The sequence below is a fragment of the Vicinamibacterales bacterium genome (assembly GCA_036504215.1).
Lineage (GTDB): Bacteria > Acidobacteriota > Vicinamibacteria > Vicinamibacterales > Fen-181 > FEN-299.
In genome coordinates, this window is record DASXVO010000029.1 from 58,344 (window position 1) to 73,584 (window position 15,241).

Consider the following 15,241-nt stretch of genomic DNA (forward strand, 5'->3'; position numbering starts at 1 on the left):
GGTGGGGCAACCCATCTCTACAATTACCAGTCATTCCCGATGGAGAGCGTCGTATGCGCACATCCTTCCTCGTTGTGATCAGTCTGCTGACCGTGGTCGCATGTGGAGGAACCACCTCCTCACCCGCAACGCCCACTCCGACTTCACCCGCCACGTTCACGAGCCTGTCCGGCACCTGGACCGGCACCTCGTCCGACACGAGTGGTCAGGACAAGCTGACCTGGACCCTCACCCAGAACGGCAATGCCATGGCCGGCACGATGAACATCGCCGATACGGGCCGAAGCATGATGGGGAACGGCTCGATGCAGGGCACCGTCAACGGCTCCACCATGACGTTTCACATGACGGTGCCGAACGGCGGCTTCAACGGCATGATGTCGTCTTGCTCCATGGGTGTGGATGGCCAGGCCACCATGTCGAGCGACGGCCACACGATGACGGGCACGTACTCGGGTGCCATGTCCGGCATGATGTCCGGCGGGATGATGAATCAGTCGTGCGGCGGAGCGATGAACAACGGTCAGTTCACGCTGACCCGCTGATGTCGATCGGAAGAGCGCTCGCCTCGGACCGCCTGGCCGGGTCTGCCCGCCTCTGACGAAGATCGCAGCCTGCCACTTGACATACCCCATGGTGGTATCTATGCTTATAGGGGTGGGGGGTATATGACACGAAGAATCGCGGCGGCCAACACCAGACCGACCGCATCAGTGGCTCCGCGCCACGGGAAGGGCGCCTCAGCCTCGACCTGCGGGTGTGCGGTAACCGGTTCCGAGCGAAAGGCCGTCGGCGTCGATCCTCAGATCAAGACGCAGAACCTGAACCGGCTTCGCCGGATCGAGGGCCAGGTTCGCGGCCTGCAGCGAATGGTCGAGGGAGACCGCTACTGCGCGGACATCCTCGTCCAGGTGTCGTCTGTGCAGGAAGCCCTCCGGGCAGTCGGCCGCGAGTTGCTCCGGAACCACCTTCGCCACTGCGTCAGCGACGCTATCGTGAAGGGCCCCGAACAGGCTGAAGCGGTGTACGACGAGCTTCTGCAGTTCTTCGACAGGCATTCGTGAGGAAAGTCCCATGTCACGCATAGATACGCCAGCATCGACTGCGCCAACCGTCCTTGACCCCGTCTGCGGAATGACCATCGACCCGGCGAAGGCCGCGGGTCACCTGGATCACGCAGGACACACGTACCACTTCTGCAACGTCTCCTGCCTCGAGCGGTTCAAAGCCGACCCGGCGCGGTTCATCTCACCGGCGGCGGCAATGCCGAATCAACCGACGGCGTCCAGCGCCCATCCGGTCGAGTACACCTGTCCAATGCACCCAGAGATTCGGCAGATCGGACCCGGCACCTGCCCGAAGTGCGGAATGGCGCTCGAACCGGTGTTCCCCCAGGCGCCGCAGGCGCGCCGCGTCGAGTACACCTGTCCGATGCACCCGGAGATCGTCCGTGATGCACCGGGGAATTGCCCGATCTGCGGGATGGCGCTCGAACCGCGGACGATCACGGCGCCAGAGGAAGGCGACGAAAACCCCGAGTTGGTGGACATGAACCGGCGCTTCTGGATCAGCGTGGTGCTCACTGTCCCGTTGATCCTGATCGCCATGGCCCACGACCTGCCCGGGAACCCGCTCGCACACCTCGCGTCGCCTGCTACCATTCGCTGGGCAGAACTGGCGCTGGCGATGCCTGTCGTGCTCTGGGGCGGCTGGCCGTTCTTCGTCCGCGCGTGGCAGTCACTCGTTTTCCGCAGCCTGAACATGTTCACGCTCATCGGCCTGGGCGTGTCCGTCGCATTCACGTACAGCCTGGCCGCAACCCTGCTTCCGGAATCGTTCCCCAGTTCGTTTCGCAACATGGACGGACTCGTCGCCGTCTACTTCGAGGCGGCAGCCGCGATTGTCACCCTGGTGCTCCTCGGACAGGTCCTGGAACTGCGCGCTCGCAGTCGTACCGGTTCAGCGATTCGCGCGCTTCTTGGCCTTGCGCCGAAACAGGCGCGTCGGGTGACCGCGGATGGCCGCGAACAGGACGTGCCGCTCGAGCAGGTCCAGGTCGGCGACCTGCTTCGTGTGCGGCCGGGCGAGAAGGTCCCAGTGGACGGCATCGTCACCGAGGGGACGAGCGCGGTGGACGAGTCGATGGTGACCGGCGAGCCGATGCCCGTCGAGAAACACCCGGGCGAGCGGGTCATCGGGGCCACGATGAACACCGCCGGCAGCTTCGTCATGCGCGCCGATCGGGTCGGAGCCGAGACACTGCTTTCGCAAATCGTTCGCATGGTCGGAGAGGCGCAACGCAGCCGGGCGCCCGTCCAGCGCCTGGCCGACACCGTGTCCGCCTACTTCGTGCCTGCCGTCATTGCGGCCGCGGTCCTCGCGTTCATTGCCTGGGCACTGGTCGGTCCGGAGCCGCGTATGGCGTACGCCCTCGTCGCGGCGGTCTCCGTCCTGATCATCGCGTGCCCGTGCGCGCTCGGCCTCGCCACGCCCATGTCGATCATGGTGGCGACCGGAAAGGGCGCGAGCGTCGGCGTGCTGTTCCGAAGCGCGGAGGCGATCGAAGTGCTCCGCCAGGTCGACACCCTGGTGGTGGACAAGACGGGCACGCTGACGGAGGGCAAGCCGAAGCTGGTAGCGGTCGTCCCCCAGGCGGGACAGGACGAAGCGGAGGTGCTGCGGCTGGCCGCCAGCCTGGAGCAAGGCAGCGAACATCCGCTGGCGAGCGCGGTTGTGGCCGGAGCCGCGTCGCGAGGCGTGGTTCTGCCGAAACCGTCCGATTTTCGAGCCATCAGCGGCAAGGGTGTGACGGGCACCGTGGACGGCCATGCGGTGGCGCTTGGCAACCTCGCGCTGCTGCAGCAACTCCACGTGGATCCCGGCCCGCTCGCGGCGCGCGCCGAGGAACTGCGGGCCGACGGACAGACCGTGATGTACGTGGCGGTGGACGCGCAGTCGGCCGGCCTGCTGGCCGTCGCCGATCCGATCAAGTCCACGACCGTCGAGGCGATCCGGCAGTTGCACGCCGAGGGTCTCACGATCGTCATGCTGACGGGCGACAACCGCACGACCGCGCAGGCGGTGGCACGCCGGCTCGGCATCGACGACGTGGTGGCCGACGTGCTCCCCGAACAGAAGGCGGAGGCTGTCAAGCGGCTCCAAGCCGAGGGACGCGTCGTGGCGATGGCGGGGGACGGCATCAACGACGCCCCGGCCCTCGCACAGGCACAGGTCGGCATCGCGATGGGGACCGGCACCGACGTGGCAATGGAGAGTGCCGGCGTGACGCTCGTGAAGGGCGACCTCACCGGCATCGTCCGGGCCCGTCGCCTGAGCCGCGCAACGATGGCCAACATCAAACAGAACCTGTTCTTCGCGTTCGTCTACAACGCCCTGGGCGTCCCGCTGGCCGCTGGCGTCCTCTATCCGTTCTTCGGCTCGCTCCTGAGCCCGATGGTCGCCGCTGCGGCGATGAGTTTCAGCTCCGTGTCGGTGATCACGAACGCGCTTCGATTGCGAGGCGCGCGAATCTGACGGTCCTGACGGGCCCCGTCGGGACGACTCCGGGTGCGGTTCAGGCTCGCGGGCGGCGCCGCGCGTCGCCAACTGATGTAGACTGGGCCTGCACCATCCAACGCCATTCTCCTTCTTCGGCGAGACGGACCGGCTCATCGTGCCCGCGATCACCGCGGGCGCCCTTTCCGGAGGCTGTGATGCGGGCCGACCACGCCACGGCTTATCACGACGCCGTCTTCGACACGGACCGCGAGCAGGCGCTGGCCGTCGTGCAGCGTGCTCTCGACGACGGGGTGACGCCTGAAGACGTCGTCTTCACCATCGTCATTCCCAGCCTGGAGAAGATGGCCGGCGGTTTGGTGACCGACTCGCTGGTCACGCTCTCCCAACATTTCCTCTCCGCCAAGATCGCCGAGGAAGTCACCGACGCGCTCATTCCCCGATTCACGGTGGCTCCGGAGATACGGGGCCACGTTGTCATCGGAACGAGCTTTGGCGATTTCCATGGTCTGGGGAAGAAGATCCTGAGCGGCTGTCTCAAGGCCAAGATGTTTCAGGTGACCGACATCGGCCTCAACGCCCCGCCGGAACGGTTCGTCGACGAAGCGCTGGCCCAGGGCGCGCAGGTGATTGCGGTCTCGTCGATGATGGTGCACACCGCGCTCGGCGAGCGCGGACCGCGCCGGGTGCGTGCGCTGCTGCGAGAGCGTGAACTCGAGGGCCGGATCAAGATCGTGGTCGGCGGAGCCCCGTACCGCTTCCACGAAAATCTCTACCGGGACGTCGAGGCCGACGGCTGGGGCGCAACGGCGATCGAGGGAACCAACGTCATCGCCCGGCTCATCCGGGATGGGCGCCTATCATGACCGGCACGGAGCGCTTTCAGGCCTTGATGACGGGCAGAGTTCCGGATCGGGTTCCCGTCGTCTGCAACCTGCTCGATCAGGGCGCCCGCGAGCTGGGCCTGAAACTCGAAGACTACTACGCCCGAGGCGAGCATGTCGCACGGGGACGGCTGCTGTCCCGGCAGAAGTACGGTTACGACACCGTCGTCGCCACCTTCTACGCGGCCATGGAGGCCGAGTTGCTCGGCTGCAGGAACATCGTCTATGCCGAGGAAGGCCCGCCCAACGTCGGCGACCTCGTGATCCGCACGCCGGACGACATCGACAAACTGCAGGTGCCGACGGATCTTCGCGCTCATCCCCGCTTCCGGGAGCAGGCCGAGTGCATCCGGATCCTGAAGCGGGAACTGAACGGGGAGTACCCGGTTGTCGCAGTCGCGGTGAGCTCGTTCAGCCTGCCTGCCATCCTGATGGGGATTTCCGGATGGCTGGAACTGTTGACCTGCGGAACCCCGGCGTCGCGCAAGGTCCTTCTCGAAAAATGCGCCCAGTTCTGCCGCCTGCACATCACGGCCCTGCGGGAGGCCGGGGCCGACCTGATCATCTACACGGACTCGGTGGCGACCGCGGACGTCATCACGAGGAAGCAGTTCCAGGAACTGGCGCTCCCGGCGATCCAGCGCGATCTGGACGGGCTGGGCACGGCCGATGTCGTGTACTTCAACGGCGGCGGCCGGATCAACCCGCACCTCGAGACACTGATGGGCCAGACGAGCCTCCGGGCGTTCTACATCAACCCGTTCGACGATGTGGCGGAGGCCAAGCGGATACTGGGCGGACGGGCGTTGCTGGTGGCCGCCATCAACGACATCCGGTTGATCGATTGGACGGTGGACGGGATCAACACCGAGGTGCGGCGCATCATGGAGTCGGGTAAGGCGGACGGGGGATTCCTGTTCGGCACGCTGATGATGCCGTTCGCCATTCCCGATTCGAACATCCATGCGATGATCGAAGCAGCCCACCGGTACGGGTCCTATGCCGGATAGCCACGCGGTGGACGATCGTATGCTGCTTATCGGCTGCGGCATCCTGCAGAAGGAGATCCGCCACCTGATCGCGAAGAACGGGTGGAAAGTGACGCCGTACTTCCTGCCGTCGGGGCTGCACACGGATTTCGGCAAGCTGCGGCGAGCCCTCGACGGCAGCCTCGCCGCGCACGCCGGCCGGAGCCGGGTGGTGTTCTACGGCGCATGTCACCCGCTGATGGACCGAATCCTGGCCGACGGGCACACCGTTCGCACGCCGGGGCAGAACTGCGTCGATATCTGCCTGGGCCAGGAGGTCTTCGCCCGCGAACTGGCCAACGGCGCGTTCTTCCTGTTCGAGGACTGGGCCCTGCACTGGGACCGCATCGTCGGCGGCCGGCAAGGCTTGCCTCCGGCCGTCATGCGCGAGATCTTCAGGGACGCTCACACCCATCTGCTGGCCATCCGCACCCCCTGCTCGGGCGACTTCTCGGCCGAGGCAGAAGAGATCAGCCAGCGCACCTCGCTCGATCTGCGCTGGATGGACACCGGCCTCGAGCACCTGGAGCGAACCCTCGCCGCCACGATTCGCGGAGCCAAGGGAGAACTGCCGTGAACGAAGAGGTCACGGTTCCGGTCGCGGAATTGGAGGCGCTTCGGCATCGCGCCGCGAACGTCGCCAGGGCCAACGCGTGGCTCAGGCTGCAGAACGCCATGCTGACCCGGCTGAGCTCGGGCAGCGGTCTCGAAAACGTCGTCGACACCATCGTCACGGTTCTGATGGAGACCATCGGCGGTTCGAACCTCGTCGTCTACTACACGATGGAGGGGCGCTGGCATGCCAGGGATGTCTTCGGAACGGTCCGCGAGATGGAGGCTCCCGACGACCCGCTCGTGGTTCGCGCGGTTCAGGAGGGCGCCCTCGTCCGCTCGGAACCGGTGCGCACCTCGTCCCCGGTCGGTGACATCCAGTCCAGCACGTGGGTCTACCCGCTCGTGGTTCAGCAGCGCGTCATCGGCGCGGTTGCCATGGAAGGGATGCAGCTGACCGACGCGAGCATCGAGCGCGAACTGCAGCCCTTCTTCGTCTACGCCGCGCTGATGCTCGGCAACGAGATCTCCAGCTACAGCCAGTTGGAGCGCGCTCACCGTGAGCTGCTCGTGGCCCATCAAACGCTGGCACTGGAGACCGCCGCCCGGCGCGAGGCCGAGGAACTCTACCGGATCCTGTTCGAACAGTCGCCCGATGGGGTCGTCCTGGTCGACCCGAGGACCAAGAAGTTCGTCCACTTCAACCTCGCGGCGCACGAACACCTGGGGTACACGCGTGAGGAGTTCGCCACCTTGCAAGTGACCGACATCGACGCCGTCGATGGCGCGGACGACGTCGAGCGGCGGACCGAGCTGTTCGTGACGGAGGGATTTCAGACCTTCGAATCCACCCATCGCACCAGAACGGGACACCTCCGCCACGTGCTCGTCACGGGGAAGCTGCTGACGATCGGCGGCAACAACCTGATTCTCACCATTCTCAGGGACGTCACCGATTCCAAGAAGATGGAGGAGGATCTACTCCGAGCCCAAAAGCTGGAGTCGGTCGGCGTGCTCGCCGGTGGCATTGCCCACGACTTCAACAACTTCCTGATGGCGATTCTCGGTAATATCGCCCTCGCCGGTCAGTCGCTTCCACCTCGCTCCCCGGCGGCCCCACTGCTGGACGAATGCGAAAAGGCCTGCGTGCGGGCCCGCGACCTGACCAACCAGTTGCTCACCTTTTCAAAGGGCGGCGCGCCGGTCAAGGTGCCGACCCGGGTTGGCGCGCTCGTTCGGGAGAGTGCGTTGTTCGCGAGCACGGGCTCCGGCATCCGCTGCGACTTCGAGATTTCGGACGACCTCTGGAATGCCAAGGTCGACAGGGGACAGATCAGCCAGGTGGTTCACAATCTGATCATCAATGCGGTCCAGGCCATGCCGACCGGCGGCGTCATCCGAGTCCGTTGCGACAACGTGCCGGCTCCAGCGGACGGACCGGCCACGCCGAACTTCGTGAGGATCGACATCGAGGATCATGGCGTCGGCATCCCGGCCGATCATCTGTCGAAGATCTTCGACCCCTACTTCACGACCAAGCAGAAAGGGAGTGGCCTCGGCCTCGCGTCGGCCTACTCGGTGATCGGCAGACACGACGGCCGCATCGAGGTCGAATCGACCCCGGGGGTGGGAACCACGTTCCACATCTATCTTCTAGCCGATGCCGAGCTCCAGCCGGCGCAGGCCGGAGTCGATGCCGTCGTTCCCGTTCGGCACCGCCGGGTCCTGGTGATGGACGACGACGCCATGGTGGCTCGGGTCGTGTCGCGGATGCTGGCACAGATGGGGTGCGAGGTTGCCGCCGCGCGCGACGGTACCGAGGCGATTGCCGCCTATGAGGCGGCGATCGCGGCGGGACGACGGTTCGACCTCGTCATTCTCGACCTGACCGTTCCTGGCGGGATGGGAGGCCGGGAGGCCGTCGTGCGACTCCGCGAGGTCGACCCCGGGGTGAGGGCCGTCGTGTCCAGCGGCTACTCCGGTGATGCCACGGTCTCCGATTTCGCAGCGTTCGGCTTCATCGGCGTCCTCCGGAAACCGTACAACCTGGAAGACGTGCGGCGCGTCCTGGCCGAGTTGCCCTCCTGAGGCTCACCCTCGTGACCGGTGCTGGGCGTGAAAACGGCAACGAGCGCAACCCAGGCGACCATCTGGAAGGGATTTTCTGTGACAGCACTATCGTCCGATTCCGAGTCGTTCGCGCAGTTCAAGAACTCGTTCTCGTACGGCGCGCGGACGGACCTTCTCTTCAAGTTCATCAAGAATCTGCCCACGGAAGAGTCGGCGAGCTTCATCCAGTCGTTGTTCCAGAAGATCGGCGAGTCGGCCGACGATGGAGACATCGGTCGGATTATCGATCATGTGTACGAGTGGCAGGTGGGCGGGTATGCGCCGAAGGAACAATCTGCGAGAGGGCCGGCCTGGACCTATGACACGGGACCGTTCGCTCCGCTGTCGAAGCCCGTCTCACGCGCCCGAGTCGCACTCCTCACGTCCAGCGGCCACTTCCTGGCGGGAGATGACCCGCAGCCCTTCGGGGTGGCGAACATGTCCCAGGACGAGGCGACGCGGCGCATCGACGAGTTCGTGAAGGCAAAACCCACGCTGTCGGTGATTCCGGCGACCACCCCGAACGATCGCCTGCGGGTGCGCCACGGCGGCTACGACATCCGCGGCGCGCTTGCCGATCCCAACGTCAGTTTCCCGCTCGAACGCCTGCGCGATCTCGCAAGCGCCGGGGCGCTCGGCGAGTTGGCGAGCGAGGCCTACTCGTTTGTCGGAGCCGCGGCCCAGGCTCGCATCATCAACGAGAGCGCGCCCGAGTGGGCGGCGTTGATGCAGGAGCGCGGAGTGGAGGCCGCGGTGCTCGTCCCGGTTTGACCGGTCTGCCACGTGTCCGTGGGACACGTCGCACGGGCGTTCGAGACAGTGGGCATCCCGACGGTGGTCATCCAGATCCGAGCATTCCGGCACATCGCCGAGCGCATGACGCTGCCCCGCGTGGTCGTCACGCGTCACCTGCTAGGGCGGCCGCTCGGACCGCCCCACGACGCCGGCCGTCACCATCACGTCCTCCGTGCGGCGCTGGAGTTGCTCGACGAGGCCCGCGCCGGCGGCACCATCGTCGAGCTTCCCGAACCCTATCGCCCAGGAATCGGTGGAACCAGACACGGCGGTCGGCCGCCATCGATCTGACCTCATCGAGCAGACGCGATAGGTCTGCTTCCGTCGTTCGGTAGTTGACGATGCACGCGAGCAAGGCGAAGGCGTCGCCTGGGGTGCTGTCGCGCTGCTCTGCTGGGTCCGCTTCCGTCGACCCGTGCGTCTGGCGACCGAACGACGAACCGAGCTCCTATATTTCCTGGTGTCCGTGCATCCCCATATGAAGTAGACGCGGAGCGCCCCCACATCGCGCGGGGCGACTGCCACTGATGAGGAGCACGACCGATGATCTCGCAGCCCCTATCCGCCCCTGGTGACTCGTGCGTCGCCGCACCACCTCCCCCCGTGCCGCCGAGTGAGCGCGTCATCCAGATGCGATTCCTGGAAGGGACGCGGCCCGTGACCGTCGGAGAGTTGCGCGAGAACGACATCACGCGCCACCAGGTCACCAAATTCTACGACACGCAGATCCGCAACAGCGGCTACTACGAGCAACTCCGACACCTGGTCGAGCCCTCGTTGAGGGAATTCGAGAGCCCGGGGAGGCTCGATACCAGCGGCGAGCACGACAACACGGTCGTCACGGGTCTACAGCACAAGTACCCGCAGACCGGCCTCCTGCTGGTCACCGACCGGTGCGCGTCGTATTGCCGCTACTGCTTCCGCAAGCGCATCGTCGGCAACGACTCCGACGAGATCGCGCCCGACTTCGCGAAGGTGGCCGAGTACATCGCGCGGCACCCCGAGATGAACAACGTGCTCCTGTCGGGCGGCGACCCGATGGTGCTCAACACCAAGCAGTTGCACGCGATCATGGACCACCTGCTGCCGATCCCGCACCTGACGTCGATCCGATTCGGCACCAAGACGATTGCGTTCTACCCGCCGCGCTTCGCCGACCCGGCGCTCCCGGAGCTCTTCGAGCGCATCCAGGAGGCGGGCAAGGCCGCGATCATCGTCGGCCACTTCGATCACCTCGGTGAGATTTCCGACGAAGCGGTCGCGAACATCCGGAAACTGCGGGCGGTCGGCGTGCAGTTCCTGAATCAGTCGGTCCTGCTCAACCGCATCAACGACGACGCGGAGATCCTGGCGCGCACCTTCGCCAGGTGCCACGAGATCGGCACGCGGCCGTACTACCTGTTCCAGGGCCGCCCCGTGAAGGCCGCCTCGCACTTCCAGGTCCCGTTTCACCGCGCGGTCCCCATCGTCCGAGGGATCAACCAGCGGTTGAGCGGCATCCAGAAGACGTTCAAATACATCATGTCGCACTACACGGGGAAGATCGAAATCCTCGACCTGGGCGACGACGGCCGGCTGTACATGCGCTACCACCAATGCAAGGACCCGAACAAGATCGGCCGGGTCTTCTCCCGACCGTGTCCGGAGGGCGCGTGCTGGCTCGACGATCTGCCCGAGGCCTGATGATGGCCCGCCCCGAACACCCGATTGTCGAGAGCGCGGGGCGGTCCGGCGCGGGCGTTCGCCGCCATTCGGCAGTGGCGACGGCCCACCCCCTGGCCACCGATGCCGCTCTCGACATCCTGCACGCCGGCGGCAACGCCGTGGACGCTGCCGTAGCGGCCGCATGGGCCCTTTCGGTGTGCGAGCCGAGTGCCTCCGGCCTCGGCGGCCAGACGACGGTGCTGCTGCACCGGCCCGGCGACGCACCGCTGATCATCGACGGGCATTCCTACGCTCCGAGCACAGTGTCGGTGGAGACGGTCAGCCGCTCGGAACAGCGGGTCGGGCATCGAGCGTGTGTCATCCCGTCGACAGTCGCGACGCTTGGGCACGTGCAGCGTCGCTACGGTCGTCTGCCGCGCCGCGCCGTCATGGCCGCAGCGGTGCGTATCGCCGAGGGTGGGTACGACGTGACGTCCCTGCTGCGGCGGCAGATCCGATGGACCCAGCCAGCGCTGTCGGCCTCGAAGGCCATGGGTGCGTCGTTCCTGCCGGGCGGTTGCGTGCCCGAGGTGGGCAGTCGCCTGCGCCATCCGGCCCTGGCGGCCACCTTGCGCCGACTCCAGGAGGCCGGCGAAGACGATTTCTACCGCGGAGATATCGCCGAGCAGATCATCGCTGACATGACGCGGCATGGTGGCCTGATCGCTGCAGAGGACCTGGCCACGTTCACGCTTCCCGTCGAGCGCGCGGCCCTGGTGGGGAGCTACTGCGGGTTTAGGGTCGTCACGGCGCCACCCCCGGCGGGCGGCCTGCAGTTGCTGCTTGGTCTGAAGCTCGTCGAGTATCTCGAGCGCCATCATCCGAGCGTGTCGCCCGACGAGTGGCGCGCAAACCTCGCCCTCGCCACCTACGCGGTGTTTCGTGGGCGGGACCACGACGGCGTCTCGGTCGACGTCCCGTCGGAAGGCAGCGACCGGTTCCTGCAGGAGCGGACCGTCACGCTGGCACGGGTGATCGCAGACCGGCTGCCTGATCCGATTCGCACCGTCGAGGAGCCGGGCGACACGACCCACCTCACCGTCGCTGACGCCGACGGGACGGTGGTCGCCTTGACACAGTCGATCCAGTCCGTGTTCGGCGCGAAGGTGGCGCATGGTGGGCTTGGCTTCATCTACAACAACTACCTCAGAACGTGCCCCCGCCGGCCCCATCCCCACCAACTCGCCGCCGGCTGTCTGCCGCGCTCGAACGTGGCGCCCGCACTCGTGTTCGAGGCGGGCCAGGACGATCGCCCAATGCTGGCCTTGGGAGCCGCAGGGAGCCGTCGGATCACCTCGGCGCTGCTGCACGTGATTACCGGCGTGCTGGACCGGGGTCTCAACGTGCAGGACGCCATGGCCGCCCCACGGGTGCATGCCCTGACCAACGGCAAAGCCTGGGTCGAGCGGCCTGCCGCAACCGAAGCACTGCTCGCCCTGCTGCGTCAGCGAGCGTTCCGCGTCATCGTGAAGCGTCCGCTCGATTTCTCGATGGGAAGCGTGCAGGCGGTCCGGCTGTTCCCGGACGGCCGGATGGACGCCGCCGCCGACCCGCGCCGTGACGGCGTGGCGAAGGGAGTCTGATCGATGTGGCCGACCGACGACGAACCCTTGGAACGATCGGAGGCGCCGGCACCCACGACGGGTGGCTGGCCGCTGTGGTTGTTCCTCCTCATCCCGCTCGCCATTGCGGTTGGCAAGATGACAGGCTCGCCCGTGTCGGCGTTGTTCTCGGACGTGTTCTCGCTCGCGGGAGCGCCGAAGAACATCCACCGACACCTCGAATACGTCTTCTTCGTTCCGCTGAGCGCAGTGGTCGTCTCCGTCTTCAGACTCACATTGGGGCTCCGGGTGCTGGGCTTCTTTCGGCCGATCCTGCTGGCGATCGCATTCCGCGTGATTGGCATCCCACTTGGCCTGGCGTTTCTCGCGGTGGTCCTCGCCACGGTGACCGTGCTGTGGCCGGCCATCCGAACCACCCCGTACTACGCGAGAGTGCCGGTGCTGTTGAGCATGGTGGCCGCCTTCCTGGTGATTCCGGTTGCGGCAGTCCGCTGGTTCCCAGCCGCCTGGCTGCTCCACCTGGCCTACTTCCCCATTATCGCGCTCTGTCTCATCTCCGACTCGTTCGCCAAGCTGCTCGAAGAGAAGGGTCCGTGGGAGGCCGCGTGGAGGGCGACGACAACCATCGCGGCGGCGGTCGTCATCACGCTGGTGTCGGAGATCCATGGCGCGATGCGCCTGCCCCTTCGGTACCCGGAGTTGCTTCTCGCGCAGGTGGGCTGCGTCCTGCTGCTCGGCCGGTACGGTGCCTGGAAGCTGCTCGATCGCTGGAACGGCTTCGCCGCACTGGGCGCGATGGTGCGCCGGACAGGGACCGTGGTGGACGCCAGCGAGGCTACGAACCTTCCCGCTGACGATTGCCGCGAGCCGACTGGTGCGGTGCACGTGACCAACTCGTGACGGGAGACTCAGATGAAAGTCGCGATTGTTCAGAACCGGTCGTTCGACGGAGTGGTCACTTCGTTCGGGCAGCGATGCCCGGAGGTCTACTCGGCGAAGACGCTCCTCCTCACTGCGGAAGGTCTGCGGGAAGGCGGCCACATCGTCCTGACCTGCGAGGGCGACAAGCACCTGTTGGCCGAACTCGAGCGCTTCATGCCTGCCGGCGACCGTGGCGAACCGGGTGGGATCGTCTTCAACATGGCGTACGGCATCCAGGGCGACTGCCGCTACACTCATGTCCCGGCGATGCTCGAACTGGCCGGCATCCCGTATACCGGCTCGAATCCTCTCGGGCATGCGCTGGCGCTCGACAAGGTCGTCACCAAGACGCTCCTCAGGGCCGCCGGGGTACCGACGCCGACTGACTGTGTCATGCGCACAGGCGACGACGCGTGGCCGAACTCGCTGCGCTTTCCGCTCGTCGTCAAGCCCAGGCACGAATCCACGAGCTTCGGCCTCCGTCTCGTGCACGCGCCGGACGAACTGGCCGACGCGGTCGAAGCCGTCGCCACGAAGTACCAGCAGGACGCGCTCGTCGAGGAATACATCGACGGCCGCGAGGTCTGCGTGGCGTTGCTGGGGAACGAGGAGATGGAGGTCCTGCCGCTGGTCGAGCAGGATTTCGGTGGCCGCGACGTCCGGATCGTGACGTGGGAAGACAAGTTCCACAAGTCCAGCGTGCCCGCCGGCAAGACGTGCCCGGCGCCGCTCGACGAGGACCTGGCGGCCCGCATTCGGGCGATCGCCGTGGCGACATTCCGCGCCTGCCACTGCCGGGACTATGCGCGGGTGGACCTGCGCATCGATCGGCACGGCAATCCGTTCGTGCTCGAGATCAACTCGATGGCGTCTCTCGGACGGGACGGGTCGTATGTCATCGCCGCCGCCGCCGCAGGGTATACGCACGCCGCGCTGGTCAACCGGATCCTCGACGTCGCGCACGCCCGCTACTTTGGCACGCCCGCGCCCCGATACGGCAGGACGGCCGAAGAGGCAGACAGCGAGCGCGGAGAGGCGATTGCCTGACGACGATTCTCACGGAACAGGATGAAGGAGAGAACGCCACGCCCCCCCATCGATGAGACCCTTGCAGCCAACGCACAGTACGCCGCTGTTTTCGACGAGGGATCGTGGCCCATGCCGCCCGGACGGAAGTTGCCGATCGTTGCCTGCATGGACGCCCGCATCGACCCGGCCAGGGCACCGGGGATCGAGGAGGGCGATGCGCGCGTTATTCGTAACGCAGGTGGACGGATTGCGGACGCGCTCCGGAGCCTCGTCATCAGTCAGGCTCTGCTCGGAACCGACGAAAGCCTCCGCTGCAAGCTGAAGGAACGTGGGGTGGACGCCTACGACCGTTCGCCTGGCGCGGGCGGCTGGAGCCCGAGGCTGCGGGGTCACCTCTTCGGGTGGCCCTTGATTGCATCGAGGCTACGGAGCGCCATGACGAGTTGCCATCGCTGGGGCTCCGGCAGGAAACTGAATGTCGGCATCCCACGACGGGTGTTGCCGCTGCTGATCCTCCAAAACAGCGCCCCGTCAGTCTCGGCCTGCACGTCACCGGTCACAAGAGCAGGACCCTTCCGGCTGCCGCGTCCATCAGCGCCGTGACACGTCGAACAGCGCTGCCGGAACAGTCTCTCGCCGCCCGCCAGCACCTCGGGCCGTTGAGCCAACGGGTTGGCGCGGCTCTCGACGACGAGAGGGGCCGACCACCCTGGATCCCGCTGCCCGCCCTCGCTGACGCCCGTCGCAACAACCACGATCGCAATTGCCGTGACGATCCACCCGATTGAACGGCTGCCTTGGTTCGCGTTCATCCCTGGCTCCGCCTCAACGGCATCTCGTATGCCCACCCCACCCGGATCAGGTAACGGTCGCTGGCGCCGGTCAACCCGAAGCCGACGGAGGCTTTCAGCGTCGAACGATCCGAGAGGTGCCAGGCGATCACGGGGGCCAGGAAGTGACGCGTGTCGAAGAGCCGGCGTTCCGTGGTGCTGCCCAGACCGCCATACACTTCCGCGCCCACCACAACGTTCTCGCGACAGAACGTGCATGTGGTACCGCGTGCGAGGCCGCCGAGCGAATGCGACACACCGATGCTGTAACCGAACTCCAGCCCTTCGTCCGCGGACAGGTTCTTCTCGAC

At 66.3% G+C, this 15,241-nt stretch carries 15 protein-coding genes; 13 read left to right on the plus strand and 2 right to left on the minus strand.

Features of this window, described 5'->3' with window-relative positions; all coding sequences use genetic code 11:
- Window positions 1-53: 53 nt before the first annotated feature.
- The 13 genes from VGK32_07575 to VGK32_07635 all read left to right on the plus strand — a co-directional run bounded on the left by VGK32_07575 (window position 54) and on the right by VGK32_07635 (window position 14,118).
- Window positions 54-545 (plus strand): hypothetical protein, encoded by a 492-nt coding sequence (locus tag VGK32_07575; GenBank protein HEY3381611.1) that lies wholly within the window; start codon window positions 54-56, stop codon window positions 543-545.
- Window positions 546-668: 123 nt separating this feature from the next.
- Window positions 669-1,064, plus strand: a complete 396-nt coding sequence (locus tag VGK32_07580) for a metal-sensitive transcriptional regulator (protein HEY3381612.1) — start codon at window positions 669-671, stop codon at window positions 1,062-1,064.
- 10 nt (window positions 1,065-1,074) lie between these two features.
- Window positions 1,075-3,534: a heavy metal translocating P-type ATPase gene (locus tag VGK32_07585; GenBank protein ID HEY3381613.1), complete on the plus strand. Its 2,460-nt coding sequence runs from the start codon at window positions 1,075-1,077 to the stop codon at window positions 3,532-3,534.
- A gap of 179 nt (window positions 3,535-3,713) precedes the next feature.
- The gene (locus tag VGK32_07590; protein ID HEY3381614.1) at window positions 3,714-4,382 is read left to right on the plus strand and encodes a cobalamin-dependent protein; all 669 of its coding nucleotides are present in this window, start codon (window positions 3,714-3,716) and stop codon (window positions 4,380-4,382) included.
- Window positions 4,379-5,410: a uroporphyrinogen decarboxylase family protein gene (locus tag VGK32_07595; protein ID HEY3381615.1), complete on the plus strand. Its 1,032-nt coding sequence runs from the start codon at window positions 4,379-4,381 to the stop codon at window positions 5,408-5,410. The genes VGK32_07590 and VGK32_07595 overlap by 4 nt, the downstream gene beginning before the upstream one ends.
- 19 nt (window positions 5,411-5,429) lie before the next feature.
- A complete protein-coding gene (locus VGK32_07600) occupies window positions 5,430-6,005 on the plus strand; it encodes a DUF1638 domain-containing protein (protein HEY3381616.1) in 576 nt (191 codons plus the stop codon).
- Complete coding sequence (locus VGK32_07605) at window positions 6,002-8,068, plus strand: ATP-binding protein (GenBank protein HEY3381617.1); 2,067 nt, start codon at window positions 6,002-6,004, stop codon at window positions 8,066-8,068. The genes VGK32_07600 and VGK32_07605 overlap by 4 nt, the downstream gene beginning before the upstream one ends.
- Before the next feature lie 78 nt (window positions 8,069-8,146).
- On the plus strand, window positions 8,147-8,860 hold the full coding sequence (locus tag VGK32_07610; GenBank protein HEY3381618.1) for a glycine/sarcosine/betaine reductase selenoprotein B family protein: 714 nt from the start codon (window positions 8,147-8,149) through the stop codon (window positions 8,858-8,860).
- A 12-nt stretch (window positions 8,861-8,872) separates the two neighbouring features.
- The gene (locus VGK32_07615) at window positions 8,873-9,175 is read left to right on the plus strand and encodes a hypothetical protein (protein ID HEY3381619.1); all 303 of its coding nucleotides are present in this window, start codon (window positions 8,873-8,875) and stop codon (window positions 9,173-9,175) included.
- A 252-nt stretch (window positions 9,176-9,427) separates the two neighbouring features.
- Window positions 9,428-10,567, plus strand: coding sequence for a radical SAM protein (locus tag VGK32_07620; protein HEY3381620.1), 1,140 nt, complete (start codon window positions 9,428-9,430; stop codon window positions 10,565-10,567).
- Window positions 10,567-12,171 (plus strand): gamma-glutamyltransferase, encoded by a 1,605-nt coding sequence (locus VGK32_07625; protein ID HEY3381621.1) that lies wholly within the window; start codon window positions 10,567-10,569, stop codon window positions 12,169-12,171. Before VGK32_07620 ends, VGK32_07625 begins: the two co-directional genes overlap by 1 nt.
- A 3-nt stretch (window positions 12,172-12,174) precedes the next feature.
- On the plus strand, window positions 12,175-13,050 hold the full coding sequence (locus VGK32_07630) for a 7TM domain-containing protein (GenBank protein HEY3381622.1): 876 nt from the start codon (window positions 12,175-12,177) through the stop codon (window positions 13,048-13,050).
- Window positions 13,051-13,062: 12 nt separating this feature from the next.
- Window positions 13,063-14,118: an ATP-grasp domain-containing protein gene (locus VGK32_07635; protein HEY3381623.1), complete on the plus strand. Its 1,056-nt coding sequence runs from the start codon at window positions 13,063-13,065 to the stop codon at window positions 14,116-14,118.
- 371 nt (window positions 14,119-14,489) lie between these two features.
- On the opposite strand, the gene VGK32_07640 is transcribed toward VGK32_07635, so the two are convergent.
- Both VGK32_07640 and VGK32_07645 read right to left on the minus strand, forming a co-directional pair.
- On the minus strand, window positions 14,490-14,912 hold the full coding sequence (locus VGK32_07640; protein HEY3381624.1) for a c-type cytochrome: 423 nt from the start codon (window positions 14,910-14,912) through the stop codon (window positions 14,490-14,492).
- The coding region (locus VGK32_07645; protein HEY3381625.1) for a hypothetical protein at window positions 14,909-15,241 on the minus strand (333 nt) is incomplete at its 5' end. The genes VGK32_07640 and VGK32_07645, both read right to left, overlap by 4 nt.

Excerpts from the sequence above, each read along its gene's own strand:
- VGK32_07575 (HEY3381611.1), top strand. The coding sequence starts at position 54 with ATGCGCACATCCTTCCTCGTTGTGATCAGTCTGCTGACCGTGGTCGCA.
- VGK32_07580 (HEY3381612.1), top strand. The coding sequence starts at position 669 with ATGACACGAAGAATCGCGGCGGCCAACACCAGACCGACCGCATCAGTG.
- VGK32_07585 (HEY3381613.1), top strand. The coding sequence starts at position 1,075 with ATGTCACGCATAGATACGCCAGCATCGACTGCGCCAACCGTCCTTGAC.
- VGK32_07590 (HEY3381614.1), top strand. The coding sequence starts at position 3,714 with ATGCGGGCCGACCACGCCACGGCTTATCACGACGCCGTCTTCGACACG.
- VGK32_07595 (HEY3381615.1), top strand. The coding sequence starts at position 4,379 with ATGACCGGCACGGAGCGCTTTCAGGCCTTGATGACGGGCAGAGTTCCG.
- VGK32_07600 (HEY3381616.1), top strand. The coding sequence starts at position 5,430 with ATGCTGCTTATCGGCTGCGGCATCCTGCAGAAGGAGATCCGCCACCTG.
- VGK32_07620 (HEY3381620.1), top strand. The coding sequence starts at position 9,428 with ATGATCTCGCAGCCCCTATCCGCCCCTGGTGACTCGTGCGTCGCCGCA.
- VGK32_07625 (HEY3381621.1), top strand. The coding sequence starts at position 10,567 with ATGATGGCCCGCCCCGAACACCCGATTGTCGAGAGCGCGGGGCGGTCC.
- VGK32_07630 (HEY3381622.1), top strand. The coding sequence starts at position 12,175 with ATGTGGCCGACCGACGACGAACCCTTGGAACGATCGGAGGCGCCGGCA.
- VGK32_07635 (HEY3381623.1), top strand. The coding sequence starts at position 13,063 with ATGAAAGTCGCGATTGTTCAGAACCGGTCGTTCGACGGAGTGGTCACT.
- VGK32_07640 (HEY3381624.1), bottom strand. The coding sequence starts at position 14,912 with ATGAACGCGAACCAAGGCAGCCGTTCAATCGGGTGGATCGTCACGGCA.